Origin of the sequence: Streptomyces sp. SS7, from assembly GCF_037993025.1 — a bacterium.
Classification (GTDB): domain Bacteria; phylum Actinomycetota; class Actinomycetes; order Streptomycetales; family Streptomycetaceae; genus Streptomyces.
Window position 1 is genome coordinate 9,714,317 of the sequence record NZ_CP141223.1, and the last position, 16,071, is coordinate 9,730,387.

The following is a 16,071-nucleotide window of genomic DNA, read 5'->3' on the forward strand; positions in this document are numbered from 1 at the left end:
TGACCGGCGAAGTAAATGCTTGCTGGAGAGCAGCCACAGTGAACGCCTGAGTGTCCGACAAAGGAGTCATGATGCAGTCCCTGTCCGATGCGGTCCTCGCCGGTGCCGATGCTGCGGTCCTGGAGTCCCTTCCCCTGCCGGACTATTTCCCCGCGGCCGTGGTCCGAAAGGAAGACACCGACATCTTCCGGTCCGTGGAAGACAAGGACGTGCGCAAGTCCCTTCTCGTCGATCAGGTACCCATGCCGGAGCTGGCGCCCGACGAGGCACTGGTCGCTGTCATGGCGAGCTCCATCAACTACAACACGGTATGGACCGCTATGTTCGAGCCGGTTCCCACCTTCCAGTTCCTGCGGCAGCTGGGCAGGAACGGCGGTTGGGAGGCACGTCACGACCTCCCCTACCACGTCGTCGGTTCCGACGCTTCAGGAGTCGTCGTCCGCACGGGATCGTCCGTACGCAAGTGGAAAGTGGGCGACCACGTCGTGATTTCACCCGCCTACGTCGACGAACAGGACCATGACACCCATCGGGACGGGATGCTCGGTGAGGGACAGAAGGCCTGGGGCTTCGAGACCAACTTCGGCGGGCTGGCCCACTACGCCGTCGTACGGGCCAGCCAGCTGATGCCGAAACCCGCCGCTCTGAGCTGGGAGGAGGCGGCGGTCAACCCGCTGTGTGCGAGCACCGCCTACCGCATGCTGGTCAGCGAACGCGGCGCGCGGATGAAGCAGGGAGACGTCGTCCTCGTCTGGGGCGCGACGGGCGGCCTGGGCGCCTACGCCGTTCAGCTCGTCCTCAACGGCGGGGGCATCCCCGTGGGCGTCGTCAATTCCGCCGAGAAGGCGAGCGTACTGAGAACACTGGGCTGCGAAGCGGTCATCAACCGCACCGACATCGACGGGGGAGACCCCACACTTCTGCAGCGGCCGGAAGGCTGGAAGACAATGGGAAAGGCCATCCGCGCGGCTGTCGGAGAGGACCCGCACATCGTCTTCGAGCACGTCGGCCAGAAGACATTCGCCGCATCCGTCTTCCTCGCCCGGCGCGGAGGCACCATCATCACCTGCGGATCGAGCACAGGCTACGAACACCTCTACGACAACAGGTACCTCTGGATGCGCCTGAAGCGGATCATCGGCAGCCACGGCGCCAACCTCCACGAGCAGTGGGAGGTCAACCGGCTCCTCGCCCTGGGCCACCTGGTGCCCACCCTGTCCAGGACCTACCCGCTGAACGACGTCGCGGCCGCCGCGCGAAGCGTGCAGACCAACCAGCACATCGGCAAGGTGGGAGTGCTGTGCCTCGCGCCCCGGCCCGGGCTGGGTGTCACCGATCCGGGCGCACGGTCCCGGATCGACGACAAGCGGCTGCACGCCTTCCGCGGCTGACTACTCCCCCCGGCCGGCCGCCCCTGCGAGTCTCCTCACGAGATGCCGCGCGATGGCGGCCACATGCGGCGGATCGATGAGGGAGAGATGGTCGCCCTCCACCGGGACGATCTCCAGTGACGGGCACAGCGGCGCCCAGCCGAGATCCGCCTCCGACCTCAGATACCGCGGGTCCAGAGCAGTGGTCAGGGGCTGCGCCTGCTGGGCCCGGTACAGCACCACATGCGCGTCGGTGGGCCGCGGCGTGTAGCGCTCGCCGACTCTCGCGTCGATGTACGACGTCCGCTGGTGCTCCATGATTCCCGGGCTCATGTCGAGACCCACCTCGGCCACCAGGCGCATGACGACATCGATCTGCCGCTCGTCGGGGGTCGCCGCAAGCTCGTCGTAGGGCAGCTGCAGTTTCCTCCCGTAGGTCTTCTCGATGTACTCGGCAAATCGTCCGAACCGTTCGAGGAGCATCTCCTCGGAGTCGAGGTCGGGAAGCGCGGCCGGCAGGATCGTGTCGATGAGGCCGAGAAAGCCGACCTGCTCGCCCGCCTCGGCCAGTTGCCGGGCCGACTCGTAGGCGAGACAGCCACCGAACGACCAGCCGAGCAGCCGGTAGGGCCCGGCGGGCTGCAGCTCCCTGATGAGGCGGACGTAGTGCGCCGCCTTCTCCTCCATCGTGTCCACACCGTCGAGCCGCTCCATGCCGTACACGGCCTGGTCGGAGGGCAGGAGCTGAGTCAGCGGCCGGTAGACCGACGTCGGGCCGCCGGCCGGGTGGAAGGTGAACAGCGGGCGCCCGCCGGAGCCCGCGCAGGGGGGCCGCAGGACGGTGACGGGGGACCTGCCGGCCGGGTTGACCGCCGGCCGGATCAGCTCCGCCATGCCGGCCGGCGTCCGCGCCGCGAACAACGACTCCGCCGTGAGATCCAGGGGGGCTCCCGCCAGACGGCCGCGGATCGCCTCGAGGAGACTCCCGGCCCAGCGCCGGTCCCCGCCCGCCGAGGCGAAGTCGGTGAACACGTCTGCCGGGCGGGTGCCCAGTACTTCGGCCCAGGCCCCGGCCACCAGGCGCTCGGCGGCGTCCCGGGGCTGGATCGAGGACGGCAGCACGGGCAGCGAAGGCGCGCTCGCCTCTTGCACCGTCTCCTTCGCCGGTGCGCCGGGCGGTTGCCCCCCGTCCCGCTCGAGCCCGAGGCGTTCGAGGACGGCCTCGCCGATCTCCTCGAGCGACGCGCCCCGCAGCATGAGATCCGGCGGCAGATCGATGGCGAAGTCCTGCCGGGCGGCGTTGCGGACACGCACCGCCATCAGCGAATCGAGGCCGAGTTCGGGAAGCGGCACCGACCGGTCGATGTCCGCCGCACCCAAGCCCATGAGCGTGGCGGTCCGCTCGACCAGCCGTTGGTAGACCTTCCCGGCGGCACCGTCACCGAGCGCCCCGATGCCGTCGGGACCCACCCAGTCGTCCGCCGGGGCGCCGCCGTCCTGGAAGCAGTCCGCGAAGAACGGGATGTCGGACACCCCCGGAAACGCCCCCAGCACCCGTTCGGTGTCGAAGTGAGCCACACCCGTGTGCGTCCGATGGTGGACGACGAGGGTCTGCAGGGCGTCCAGCCCCTCGCTCATGGTCAGGGACCGCAGCGCCATGGCCCGGCCGGCGCGAACGCCACCGGTCTCGCTCCAGGGCCCCCACCCGATGGACACGGCCGGTTTCCCTTCGGCCCTGCGGCGCTGCGCCATGGCGTCCAGCCACGCGTTGGCGGCGGCGTAGGCCGACTGGCCGGGGGAGCCGAGCAGCGCGGCCGCCGAACTGTAGAACACCAGCCAGTCGATGTCGTGGCCGTCCAGCGCCTCCTCCAGGCGCAGTGCGCCGGTCACCTTCGGACGGAGCACGGTGTCGATGTCGTCGGCCTCGACGTCGGTGAGCATCCGGTCGTGGAGAAGGCCCGCGCAGTGGGCGACGCCGCGCAGCTCGTGGCCCTCGCCGAGCGCTGCCTCCACCAGACGCGGAGCCACCCCCGGGTCGGCGATGTCTCCCCGCACGACGGCGACCGAGGTCCCGTGGGCGAGCAGCTCACCGATGACCTCCTGGGCCTGCGGCGCGGGCGGCCGCCTGCCGTTGAGGACAAGCCGGCCCGCTCCTTGTCCGGCCAGGCGGCGAGCCGTCGCCAGCCCGAGCCCCGTGAGGCCACCCGTGACGATGTAGGCACCCTTCCGGCGGACGAAGGGGATCTCGTACTGCTGCGCCGTCAGCTCGGCGGGAGCGAGGCGGGCGACGAGCCTGCTCCCCGTCCTCCAGACGACCTCGTCCTCGGGGCTGTTGCCCAACAGCTCCTGAAGGAGTTCCTCGCCCGATCCGAGCGAGCCGTCGAGGTCCACCAGGCTTGCCCGCAAGGTGGGGTGCTCCAGAGCCAGCGCGCGTACCAGGCCGCGCAGACAGGCCAGGTTCGGCTCCCCCGTCTCTCCCGGGTTCACGGCCCGGGCCCGCTCGGTGACGATCCACAGCCGTGGCTGGCGCCCTCCGGGCACGCCGGACACGAGCCGTCGCGCGATCCTGACGGCCGTGTGCAGCGCACGGGCGTCGCCGGCACCGGCCGGCGGGCCGGTCAGCAGCAGCACCGCGGCCCGCCTGCCGTCCTGACCCGTACGCTCCAGCCAGTCCTCGAGACATCGTGCCGTGTCGGCGGAGGAGCTCGCACAGACCGCGGTCCGCACCCCCTTCCCGCGCAGCGCCGCGCCCAGAGCGGCCACCCCGCCGTCGCCGTCGCCGGCCGCGGGCCCGTCTGCCAGAAGAAGGACGCTGCCGAGCTCTTCGGGAAGCGGAACGGCAGACTTCTGCCACTGGATGTCGTAGCTGAGCGCTTCGAGCGGCCTGCGGATCTCGCCCGGGCCGGGGGAACGCAGTTCCACGCCCCGGGCGGTGATGCAGGTCCGCGTTCCGCGTGCCACGACGTCCCAGACCGGGTCCGCGTCCGGGCCGCTCCCGGCCCGCCCGGGCCCCGGTGCCGCCGGGAAAGCCTCGATGGTGACCGGCTCGGCAGCCGTGAGGTGCCGGATACGCAGACGGCGCACGGCGACAGGGACGGTGTGGGGGGACGCAGCGCCGAGCGGCGCCCCCGGTGCCGTGTCCGCCCCGCCCTGGGCCGGCGCGTACAGAAGCGCCGTGAGGAGGGCCTCGTACCCCGGCACAACCCCCTCGCCGGCCACGGCTGCGGCCTCGGTCTCGGCAGGGGCCCATCGGCCGACGACGACCGGCGGCGCATCCGCGCCCAAGACGTCCCCCCGCGCCGCCGGGGGGCGGGTGTCGACCTGCGCCGACGCGTGGCAGCGCCAGCTGCCGTCCGCGGCACGGGCGTTGACCGTGACGGCCGCACGCTCCCCGGCGGGTTCCCACACGACGGTGACGGGCGTGCTCGTGCCCAGGGGAAGCCACGCCTCGACGACGAGGTCGTCCAGGCACAGGTCCGTCACGGCGTCGTGCCCCTGGACCTCCACGGCAGCCGCCGTCACAAGGGCGGCGGCCGCGGCCAGGTTGAGCACCGGCTGTCCGTGGAGGGGACGTTCGAAGGCGTGCATGCCGCACGCACCGAGGTCGGTCTGCCACAGGACGGCGTCCGTCCGCGGATCGTCGGTGCGCACCCCGAGCAGGCTCCGGCCCGACACCCCGCGGGGACCCGCGGCACCCCCACGGCCGAACCAGTAGCGACCATGGCGCCAGGCCGGACTGGGGAGCGCGACGCGAGCACCCGCGGGCCACAGACGGCTCTCGTCCGCACCCGCCCCCGCGAAGTGCAGCCGGGTGAGCGCGGTGCGCAGGTCGACCGGTTCGTCCCCCCGCCTGTCCAGGGTGGGCACGACCACCGCGTGCGAGGCGCCCCGGGCCGCCTCGACGGTTTCCCGCACGGCGACAACAGCGATGGGATGGGGGGAGACCTCCACGAAGAGATCGAGGCCGTCCGCCACGGCGGCGTCGACGGCCTGCTGCAGACGTACCGGACGGCGGACGTTGGCGCACCAGTAGTCGGCGTCGGCGTGGACGGTGGCTCGCGGATCGTCGAGGACCGTGGTGTACCACGGCACCTCGGCCCGGCCCGGACGAAGCGCGCCCAGAGCCTCACGCAGCGCCGGTACGACGGCGTCCACTGCCGGGGAGTGTCCCGCTCCGCCCACGTCCAAAAGCCGGGCCAGCCGGCCCTCGGCGGCCAGTTCGTCGACCAGACGGCGCACCCCCTGGGCCGGGCCCGTCACCGTGCATCTGCGGGGAGAGGAGTGCACGGCGATCTCGACACCGGGGAACCGCACCAGGACCGACGCCCGTTCCTCGACGTCCAGTTCGACCGCCGCCATCGCGCCGGCGCCCCCGGTGTCGACGGCGGCCAGCTGCGCCGACCGCCGCAGAACGACGAGCAGACCGTCGGCCGCGCTGAGCGCACCGGCAGCGACCGCCGCGCTCACCTCCCCGACGGAGTGCCCGATCACGGCGGCCGGGTGCACGCCGTACGCCTCCAGGGTCCGGGCCAGCGCGAGGTGCATACCGAACAGCAGGGGCTGGACGTGGTCCACACCGGCGCCCGACGAACCGTCGAGCAGGCTCCGCAGGGAGTGACCGGTCGCCTCCGCGTAGACCGGGTCGAGGTCCCGCACCGCGGCGTCGAACAGTGCGTCCTCCTGCAGCAGGCGCCACCCCATCCCCCGCCACTGGGAGCCGTGACCCGAGAAGACGAAGACGGGCCGGCGGCTTTCCGACGCCCGCACCGCGGGCCGGTCGGTGCACGGTGCGACGATTCCCGGGCCGTCCTCCCCGCGGGCGACAGCCGCCAGCAGGCGGGCCGCCTCCTCATGGGTGCGTGCGGTGACGGCGGCACACGTGTGACCCCTGCGGTGGAGGGCGAGCGTGTGCGCGAGGTCCCTCAGGGGCGGCGCGTGGTCCGAAGCCGCCAGCCGGGCCAGCCCGGCGGCCGCGTCCGCGATGCGGTGTCCGGACCGCGACGACACGACCAGCACATGGGGGCTCCGGGACCCCGCCGTGACGTCTTCCGCCTCCGCGGACACCGCGCAGGGGGCGGCGGGTGCCGCCTCGAGCACGGCGTGGGCGTTGGTGCCCCCGAAACCGAAGGCCGACACCCCGGCCCGGGGAGGGTGCCCCTCCCGCTCGGGCCAGGCCGTGGGGGCCGAGACCACGCGCAGCCGGAGGCCGGTGAAGTCGATGTGCGGGTTGGGCGTGCGGAAGTGCAGATTCTGCGGGATCCGGCGGTGGTGCAGCGCGAGCACGGTCTTCATCAGGCCGACGATCCCCGCCGCCCCCTCGAGATGGCCCAGGTTGCTCTTCACCGAGCCGATGAGCAGCGGTTGACCGGCGGGCCTGCCCCGGCCCATGACGGCGCCGAGCGCGCCGGCCTCCATGGGATCGCCCAGGAGCGTGCCGGTCCCGTGCGTCTCGACGTAGTCGATGCTGCCGGCGTCGACGCGAGCACGGCCCAGGGCCCTGCGCAGGAGGTCCTCCTGCGCCGCCGGATTGGGTGCCATCAGGCCGGCCGAGCGGCCGTCGCTGTTGACCGCCGTGCCTTTGATGACGGCCAGGATCCGGTCACCGTCGCGCTGTGCGTCGGCGAGCCGCCTCAGGACGACGACCGCGCACCCTTCGCCCCGTGTGATGCCGTCCGCCGCCGCGTCGAACGGTTTGCACCGCCTGTCCGCCGCCAGCGCCCCGGCCTGCTCGAACGACGCCGTGACGGCCGGCAGCAGCAGCACGTTCGTCCCTGCCGCCAGAGCGGTGTCGCACTCGCCCCGGCTCAGACTCACGCACGCCTGGTGCACCGCTACCAGCGAGGACGAGCAGGCCGTGTCGACGGTCACACTCGGGCCGTGCAGGTCGAGCAGATAGGACAGCCGGTTGGCGGCGATGCTTCCCGCCGCACCGGTGCTGGTCCACGGAGTGAGGCGCAAGGGATCCGCCGTGGTGAGGTGGCCGTACTCGAGGGCACTGAGACCCACGAACACCCCGGTGTCGCTTCCCTCGACGCAATGAGCCGGCCGGCCGGCATGGTCCAGGGCTTCGCAGGCCACCTCCAGGAGCAGGCGCTGCTGCGGATCCATCACTTCCGCCTCACGCGGGGTGATGCCGAAGTAGTCCGCGTCGAAGGCCTCGACGTCGTCGAGAAAGGAACCCTCTCCCACGACCTCTTCGACGGACGTACCGAACAGAGCACCGGACCCGAACGCCCGCCGGCGCGTGGCGGGCACCGCACCGACGAAGTCCCTCCCCGCCACGAGCTGCTTCCAGAACGCCTCCGGGCCGCTCACCCCTCCCGGCAGCCGGCAGCCGAGGCCGATCACAGCGACGGGGTGCGCCTCCCGGGAGGGCCCGCCGGGAGAGCCGCCGTCATCGGCAACGGCAGCCGCAAGAGCGAGGGGATCACGTCCCTGCGACTGCCGTTCGTCTTCGCGCCGCTCTTCCCACGACACGTCCTCGACCGCGCCCAGCCGCCGCACGAGCTGCTCGATCGTCCGGGTCTCCCACAACAGTGTGGCGGGCAGCGACACATCCAGTACGTGTTCCAGCCGGCCCGCCACAGAGACGGCAGCACGCGACGTCAGCCCGTAGTCCACGAGAGGACGGAGATCGTCGATCTCCTCCTCCGGCACCCCGCAGGCATCAGTGATGAGCTGGCGCAGAACTGCCCGCAGTTCACCGGGCGGGACCGGCCGCCGCCCGGATGCCCCGGTTGCTTCCCTGTCCGCTTCCATCTGTCTCTCCTTGCCCGCGCTCTCGCGATGCCCCGGGGCGTACGCCTACGCCTCGCTGGTGGTGGTCCAAGCGTTCGTCAGGTACTGCTCCCGGCATGCACTACGGGCCACCTTGCCGCTGGTCGTGTGAGGGATGCTGCCGGGCGCCACGAGAACGAAGTCGTGCACCGCCGCGCCGTGCCGAGCGGCGACCGCGCTGCGCACCGCACGCGTCACCTCCGCCGGCGCGATCCGCCCGGGGTCCACGTCCCGTCCGTGTTCCGCCACGACGACCAGCCGCTCGCCCTCGGGAGCGGACACGGCGAACGCGGCGACGTAGTGGGGGCGGATGACCGGATGCGCCTGGTGGACCGTCTCCTCGATGTCGTGCGGATAGTGGTTGGTCCCATCGATGATCACCAGGTCCTTCAGCCGTCCCGTGACGTAGAGCTGCTTGTCGTGCCACACCCCCAGGTCCCCGGTGCGCAGCCACGCCGTGCCGGCGTCCTCGCCCTCGACGACCGCGCCGAACGCGGCCGCGCTCTCCTGCTCACGGCCCCAGTAGCCGCGGCCGACATTGGGGCCGCGGAGCCAGATCTCACCGATCAGCCCGTCCTGGCGGCGCCGGCACGTCGCCGGATCGACGATCGCCGCCTCCTGACCGGTCGTGCGGCCGCATGCCACCACTTCGACGGCCGTCCCCTCCTCCGCGGTGTCGACGGCACGGGCGATCCCGCGCCCCAGAGCCTCCCTGTCGAAGGACGCGACGGTGGGTTCTTCCCCGACGGGCGAAGCACAGACGAACACGGTCGCCTCCGCCAGCCCGTACGAGGGACGCATGGTCGTACGCCTCATGCCCGCGGACGCGAACGCCGTCTGGAAACGCTCGAGCGTGCGAGCCGAGACGGGTTCGCTGCCGTTGACCATCGCCGCGACCGATCCCAGCGAGAGACCGGCGCGGTCCTTCTCGTCCATGCGCTGCAGACAGTAGTCGTAGGCGAAATTGGGCGCCGCGGTCAGCGCACCGGGGTACCGCGACAGCAACTGCAGCCAGCGTGCCGGCTGCTGGATGAACGCCAGCGGGTCCATGAGGACGGAGGGCAGATGACCGAGGACCGGCAGGGCGACGGCCAGCACGAGCCCCATGTCGTGGTAGAGCGGCAGCCATCCCACCGTGCAGTTGCGGCCTCGGCCCAGGTCGTACGCCTCGAGCGCCTGACGGGCGTTGGAGCACACATTGGCATGGGTGATCTCCACACCCGACGGAATACGGGTGGAGCCCGATGTGTATTGCAGGTATGCCACGCCGTGCGGATCGAGACCGTCGAACACGGAACCGGAACCCGCAGCGGAGTTCCGCAGATCCGTCTCCGTAACGATACGGCAGGCGGGGGCGATTCCCTGCTGCGCGCAGTACTCCAGGAGAGAAGAGCGCTGCTCTTCGACCGTCAGAAGAAGTGCGGGAGCCGCGTCCTTCAGAACCGCCGCGAGCTTCTCCTCATGTCCTGGCAGAGAAGGCAGGAACAGAGGCACGGCGATGGCACCCGAACACGCCGCCGCGAGGAAGCCGACCACGTATTCCAGGCTTTGCGGAGCAACGACCGCGACTCTCTCACCACTGGCACAGAATCTCCGAATTCCTGCCCCAGCGGTACGGACCCGTTCTTCGAGTTGCTTCCAGGTCAGCGAGGTGACCTCACCGGAGCCGGCCCCGTAGTCCACAAAGGTGACGGCTGTTTCGTCCGGGGTGAGAGCCGCGACATGGGCGAGATTGTGGCCGAGGGTTTCAGTCACCAGTGACGGCACGTGTTCACCAAACCTTCATTCAGCAGGCAAGAGTGGCGCGCTCTGCCCTGCCTTCGCGGGGTCCGGCTCCCAGCAGGGTCGTTGACGGGCCGCGCTTCGCCGGGGCATCGATGGCACAGCGAAACACGGAGATGTCGCATATTCCAGTGACACGCCGGTGCCGCACACGAAGGCCAGGCTGCGCAGTGGGACAGGCCTACAGTCCACACACATGATTTCTCCCCAAGCCGGGGTATCGCACCTCGGGAGGAAACCATGAGCCGGCTGCGCGTCCTCAGCGTCGTGTCGACTGCTGTTCTCTCCACATTTCTGACGGCCCTCGACGGCTCAATCGTGAACGTGGCCCTGCCGCAGATGCGTCACGAACTCGCACTGTCAGAAACAGACGTGAAATGGGTCGCCACCGCATATCCGCTGACGCTGGCCAGCCTTCTGCTGATGGCCGGGCAACTCACGGACACGAAGGGCCGGCGCTGGGCACTGCTCACCGGTGTGGCGGCCTTCACCCTGTCCTCGGTCTGCTGCGCCCTGTCGGCCACCGGAACGATGCTCGTCTGCTTCCGCGCCCTGCAGGGCGCCGGCGCCGCGTTCATCCTGCCGTCCTCGCTGGCCGTCATGACGCTCGACGTGCCGCCCCGGGTGCGCACCCTCGCGTTCGGCGCGACATCGGCCACGATGGCGTCCGCACTCGCCTTCGGACCCGTGATCTCCGGCGTGGTGACGCAGCAGCTCGGATGGGAGTGGCTCTTCACCCTGAACATTCCCCTCGGGCTGGCCGGCTTCGCCATCGGCGCCGCGGCGATTCCCGGAGCACCGCGGCGCACCGGGCGCGCCCGCCCCCGGCCGGCCGCCGCAGTCCCGCACCACATGATCGCACTGGCCTGCCTGTCCCTGGCCGCCCTCGCCTATTTCCTGATCCAGGGACCGAGCTACGGATTCACCAAGCCGTCGGTCATGCTCTCCGGGACCGTTGCCGCAACAGGCCTGCTGACGCTCCGCTGCATCAGACGGCCCGGGCGCAGCCCCGCCCTGGTCCTGCTGCTGCACCGGCGCGCTTTCGCGGGCGGAGTCGTCACCCAGCTCCTGTGGGGCCTGGGCGTGAGCGGGGTGTACTTCTACACCTCGCAGTTCCTGCAGAACAGCCTCGGGCTCAGCCCGACGAAAGCCGGCCTGACCTTCACCCCGGTGGTCTGCGCGCTGTTCGTCACCGCACCCTTCGTCGGCGCGCTCGCCCGGCGGTGGGGAGACGCCCGGGTCGCTTCCTCGGGTCTGCTGCTGGTTGCCGCAGGACTGCTGCTCGTCGCGGCGGGCAGCCGCAGAGGCACTCTGCTCGCCCTCCTTCCGGGGCTGACGACCGTGGGGACGGGCTCCGCACTGGCCCTGCCCCTGACCACCAGGGCGCTAGGGGCGTCTCCCGGCCACCTGTCGGGCTTCGCCGCGGGCCTCTTCAGCGCGGCACGGGAGCTGTCCGGTGTGTTCGGCATCGTGCTGGTGGGCGCGGTCGTCACCTTCGTCGAGAAGTCCTTCGCGGCCGGGGGAGCCGTGAACGGCCAGGCATTCGCGACGGGCTACCAGGCCGGCCTGTGCGTCGCCGCCGTGCTGGTGGGGGCCGGTGCACCAGTAGCGCTGTGGGCGCTGCGCAGCTCTCCCCGGGCGACGAGGAAGACACTCGTCGACTCCTGAAGCCCCCGCGCGAGCCGAGTGCCGCGACCGGACAGGTCCACCGGCCCGCGACGCCCGGCACGGCACCTCGCCGCGTAGTCTGCATCCCCCGAGAACATCCGGCACGCGGGCGACGCTTGGCCGTGCGATGCACCGCACCGGACGCCGCGAGCTTCCCGGCAAACCTTTCCGGTCACCGCACTAGGGAGCGTATTGCGTTGTGATCATTAGGTGGTCCGGGTGAGCTCTCTGAGCCAGATCATCGAGCCGCGGAGGTGAAGGCCGGCGAGGTAGCTGGCGGGTGTCTTGTCGTACCGCGTAGCGATGCCTCGCCAGGCCTTGAGCTTGTTGATCAGCCGCTCGACGGTGTTCCGCTCCTTGTAGAGATCAGCGTCGTGGCTGACTCGGCCGCCTCTGGAGCCCTTCTTCTGCCGGTTGGCGGCCTGGTCCCTCTTCTCCGGGACGACCGCCTTGATACGGCGTTTACGCAGGTGGGCGCGGTTGCCGCGGGACGAGTACGCCTTGTCCCCGGCGACTGCGCCCGGCCGGGTGCGGGGGCGGCCGGCAGGCCCACGCACCCGCACCTTCCCCAGCACGGGGATGAACTGCGGGCTGTCGGCGGCCTGGCCCGCGGTCAGGATGAAGGCCAGCGGGCGGCACTTCCGGTCGCCGGCGACATGGATCTTGCTGGTCTGCCCACCCCGGGAGCGTCCGAGGAGGGCGGCCTTCAGCCGGAGTTTGTGCCGACGCCGGATGCGCTGTCGCTCTTCCCGCTCGGGGTTGCTTTCGTTCCCCTGCCCGGTTTGTTCGTCGCAGTCACCCCCTTTGACCTGGCCTTCTCCGCTTCGGTGGCAGCCTTCTCCAAAGCGATGAGGACCTCCTCCTCCAGGTGCATGCCGGCCGCGTCGTGGTGGGCCCGGGCGGTGGTGGAGTCGATGCTGACCAGGGACAGGTCCACCTCACCGCGCTTCGCGGCTTCCGCGATCAGGCCCTCCAGCAGGGCCTCGAAGACTCCGGCATCACGCCACTGCCGGAAACGGTTGTGGACGGTCGACCAGGCGCCGAACTCTGTCGGCATCTCCCGCCACTGGCCGCCCGCCTTGAACCGCCAGATCACGCCCTCGAACTGCTGCCGCAGCCGCTCGGGGTACGGGCCGTACTCGCCAATCGGCAGGTACGGCTCGATGAACTCCCACTCCGCATCCGTCAGTTGCACGCGAGTCATCCAAGAAGGTCTACCAGTCCAGGCCCCGCCCCACGGACAGAACGAAGATTGATCACGACCCAATACGCTCCCTAGCGGCGGCACAGAGTCCGCTCCAGGACGCGGCAGGCACGGCCGGCGCCGTCCTCTGCCCGCAGCGCGTCGCCGAGCCGCTGCGCGCCATCCGCGTACACGGTGCTCCCCGTAAGTGCCGTCAGCCGCTGAGCAAGCTCCGAAGCGGTCAGGTCCCGGGCAGGCAGGGGGCGCGGGCCCGCCCCCAGCCGGTGGATGCGTGCGCCCCAGTACGGTTGGTCGCCGAAGAACGGGCAGGCCATGGAAGGCACACCGGCCCGAAGCGCCGTGAAGGCGGTACCCGCGCCCCCGTGATGGACGACCGCGGCCATCCTGGGAAACAGCCACTCGTGCGGAGTGTCGGAGACGACCAGCATGTCGTCCTCACTCGTCGCCGGATCGCCGGCGAGTACGCCGCGCAGCCCGGCCCGCCTGAGAGCCGCGCGGACGCTGCGGTCCGTGCGGTGCGGGTCGGGGGTTCGCATACTGCCGAATCCCACGTACACCGGTGGCGAGCCGGCACCGAGGAACGCGCGCAGCCGGTGCGGGGGAGTCCACCCGGGCCGCTCGAAGCTCCAGAAACCCGTGACGTGGACGTTCGGACCCCAGTCGGCCGGGCGCTCGACCACCGTCGGGCTGAAGGCACAGAGCACGGTGGCGCGGCGGCTGGCGCGGAGAGGGGACAGCAGGGGCATGGGCGGCAATCCCCTCTCCTCGGCACGCCAGCGATTGAGGTAACGGCGGGACAAGAGCCAGGTGCCGATGTCGACCACGTCGTAGCTGGCCCGGTTTCCGAGACTGCCCAGCGTTCTGGCGGGAACGAAAGGATGCGGGAAGGCCCCGGTGGGCTGGCTCGGCTGAAAATGCATCACCGCATGCGGCACACCGAGACTCTGGCTCAGATGAACACCGAACAGACCCAGCGTCGGGGCCAGGACGAGGTCGGCCCCCCGAGCACAGGCCTGGGCCTGCTCCAGGATCGTTTCGACACACGGCCGAAGCACCCGGTTCATCCTGCGGATGAAAGAAACCGGGCCTTTCCGGCCGGAAAGAAGTTCCTGTCCCGCAACGGATTCGATGACGGCCGCCGGGTCGACCGGCAGCGGATGGAACCGGACCCCGGCCTCCGCGGCCAGATCCTCGTAACGCATGCTGGCGAGCACGCGCACGGCAATCCCCTGACGGAGCAGCGCCTGCCCGAGCGCCAGACAGGGCTGAACGTCTCCCCGGGATCCGCCGGCGAAAATCATCACCGTTGGCTGCCCCATATCGATGACCTCTCCCCAAAGGGCGGTTCCAGCGGCCGTCTACTGGTCGAGAACCCGCGTCACCGTGGGCCAGACCGCGTGCAGTTCTCGCTGCCAGTACGGCCAGGAGTGGGTACCGGGCCGATAGATGTGCGTGGTGGTCGTCACGCCCGCCGACCGCAGCGCGGAGGCGAATCGCCTGGTCTGCTCGGGGAGCACCGTCTCGGCCACGGAACCGACGAGCAGGACGTCCAGCGGCCGCCCCGCGTCCAACGGGCCCACTGTTCCGTCACCCGTGGAGAGGTGAACGCGCGTCCCGCGGAACGCCCTGGTCATCGCGGCAGGGTTGTGGTCCTGCCAGACGCCGAAGTCGCGCACCGGATCGCCCCAGACGTCCTTGATGTCGATGCCGTCCCTCTGCGAACCCAGTTGCAGGGTGAGGCGCACCGACGGTTCGTTGAGGTCCACGTACGAGCTCATCGCAGCCACGTACCGGAACATCCCCCGATGCCGCCCCGCGTAGTTGAGGGCCCCGAACCCTCCCATGGAAAGCCCCATGATCGCACGGGCGGAACTGGCGCGATATTCCTTCTCCATGAGCCGAACGAGTTCTTTCGTGTGGAACGTCTCCCAGTTGTGCGTCCCTGCATGCCAGTCGCTGTAGTAACCGAATTTCCCGCCGTCGGGCATGACGACCAGCACATCAGACTTCCTGGCGAGTTCTTCGACGTCTGTCTCGCGAGTCCAGGACGTGTAATTGTCGTCCCCGCCGTGCAGCATGTAAAGGACAGGGAATTTCGCTTCCTTTTCCGAGTTCCAATTCTTGGGCAGGATGACTCTGACCGGGATGGAGGAATGCATCGCAGGCGAGTGAACCATGATGTCCTGCGTGCGTTCATCGATCTGCTTGACCGACGCAATGCTCGCATCGCCGTCCGCGGCCCGTGGCGCATTGCCCGGGCCGTGCGCGTGGGCAGGAACCACCGCAGCGACCAAAGAGGCGACGACGGCCAGCACGGAGGCGAAACAACGCACGACGCCGGATGCAGGGGACGACCAGGATGTGACGGTGAATGACATCGAGTCGAGGGCTCCTTGCCGGGGAGGGTCGCCAGGGCGACGCTCTGCTGCTTCCTTGACAGAGCCCCCGCACATGGACGCACCCACCATGCCGAAACGGGCAATCGACTACCATCTGACACACCGCACGGGCACGGAAATCAACCTCCCACCACGCTGTGAGCACCTCCAGCACGGCACGGGTATCGCCACGGGCACCCAGCATGCCCTCGGCCACCTCCACGGGCGTCGGCCCGCACTCCTGCGGGGTGCACGATGATTCCGACCACGGCACTGCCTACCGGGCGCGGCTGTCGGCCCGCGTCGATGAGCCGGTCCTGTCCGACGACCCGATCCCGCGCCAGGACCCGGATCTGCCCGACTCCTGGTGGCAAGCGCCCGCAGGGACACTGCAGAAGCGCTCGGCTACCAGCACCGACCGCGTCACCGTGCGCGAGCACTACCCGAACCGCGCCATCCCCGAGTTCGTGGGCCTCCCGGCCCCGGCCGTGCCCTGCCGGACCACAGCCCACGCCGACCCGCACCGGGCGAACCCCACCGCATCACCCCTGCGGCTGCTCGACCGGGAAGGACGGGACCAAGCCCCCAGGGCTTCGACTGCGCCGCCCTCTACGCGTCCGCACTCCTCCAGCCGAACGCCACCGCCCGTGTCCGTACCGCCTTGCCCGTCCTGGGCAGCCCAGGCCGGCCTCGCCGCCGAAGCGACCGTGTGCGCCCAACTGCTCCAGACCGTCAGCCGCGGCGACAACTCGTCCTCGAGGACCGGCTCCGGAACCGGTCTGAGGACCCCCGCTGCCGACAGCCCCGAGCTCAGCCCGCCCACCCGATGTCACGGACCCCGATCGCACCGGCGTGCGGCATGAACGGGATCCAGCACCCCGCGGATCCCTCC

General features: G+C 70.6%; 6 protein-coding genes and 1 pseudogene. 2 read left to right on the forward strand and 5 right to left on the reverse strand.

Features of this window, described 5'->3' with window-relative positions; translation table 11 throughout:
- Positions 1 to 71: 71 nt before the first annotated feature.
- Positions 72 to 1,391 carry a crotonyl-CoA carboxylase/reductase gene (gene ccrA, locus U5640_RS43765; protein WP_340384848.1) on the forward strand — a complete coding sequence of 440 codons (1,320 nt, stop codon included), beginning with the start codon at positions 72 to 74 and terminating at the stop codon, positions 1,389 to 1,391.
- On the opposite strand, the gene U5640_RS43770 is transcribed toward ccrA, so the two are convergent.
- A complete protein-coding gene (locus U5640_RS43770) occupies positions 1,392 to 8,129 on the reverse strand; it encodes an SDR family NAD(P)-dependent oxidoreductase (RefSeq protein WP_340373784.1) in 6,738 nt (2,245 codons plus the stop codon).
- Positions 8,130 to 8,174: 45 nt separating this feature from the next.
- A complete protein-coding gene (locus U5640_RS43775; RefSeq protein WP_340384835.1) occupies positions 8,175 to 9,914 on the reverse strand; it encodes a fatty acyl-AMP ligase in 1,740 nt (579 codons plus the stop codon).
- 255 nt (positions 9,915 to 10,169) lie between these two features.
- On the opposite strand from U5640_RS43775, the gene U5640_RS43780 reads away from it, so the two are divergent.
- Complete coding sequence (locus tag U5640_RS43780) at positions 10,170 to 11,597, forward strand: MFS transporter (RefSeq protein ID WP_340373783.1); 1,428 nt, start codon at positions 10,170 to 10,172, stop codon at positions 11,595 to 11,597.
- 206 nt (positions 11,598 to 11,803) lie between these two features.
- Here U5640_RS43780 and U5640_RS43785 read toward each other — a convergent pair.
- From U5640_RS43785 to U5640_RS43795, 3 genes and pseudogenes are all read right to left on the reverse strand, one after another.
- Positions 11,804 to 12,801: pseudogene (locus tag U5640_RS43785) on the reverse strand (IS5 family transposase).
- A 71-nt stretch (positions 12,802 to 12,872) separates the two neighbouring features.
- Positions 12,873 to 14,120 carry a glycosyltransferase gene (locus tag U5640_RS43790; protein ID WP_340373782.1) on the reverse strand — a complete coding sequence of 416 codons (1,248 nt, stop codon included), beginning with the start codon at positions 14,118 to 14,120 and terminating at the stop codon, positions 12,873 to 12,875.
- Between the two features lie 39 nt (positions 14,121 to 14,159).
- A complete protein-coding gene (locus U5640_RS43795) occupies positions 14,160 to 15,179 on the reverse strand; it encodes an alpha/beta hydrolase family protein (RefSeq protein ID WP_340373781.1) in 1,020 nt (339 codons plus the stop codon).
- Positions 15,180 to 16,071 lie beyond the last annotated feature (892 nt).

Excerpts from the sequence above, each read along its gene's own strand:
- U5640_RS43780 (WP_340373783.1), top strand. The coding sequence starts at position 10,170 with ATGAGCCGGCTGCGCGTCCTCAGCGTCGTGTCGACTGCTGTTCTCTCC.
- U5640_RS43795 (WP_340373781.1), bottom strand. The coding sequence starts at position 15,179 with ATGTCATTCACCGTCACATCCTGGTCGTCCCCTGCATCCGGCGTCGTG.
- U5640_RS43790 (WP_340373782.1), bottom strand. The coding sequence starts at position 14,120 with ATGGGGCAGCCAACGGTGATGATTTTCGCCGGCGGATCCCGGGGAGAC.
- U5640_RS43770 (WP_340373784.1), bottom strand. The coding sequence starts at position 8,129 with ATGGAAGCGGACAGGGAAGCAACCGGGGCATCCGGGCGGCGGCCGGTC.
- ccrA (WP_340384848.1), top strand. The coding sequence starts at position 72 with ATGCAGTCCCTGTCCGATGCGGTCCTCGCCGGTGCCGATGCTGCGGTC.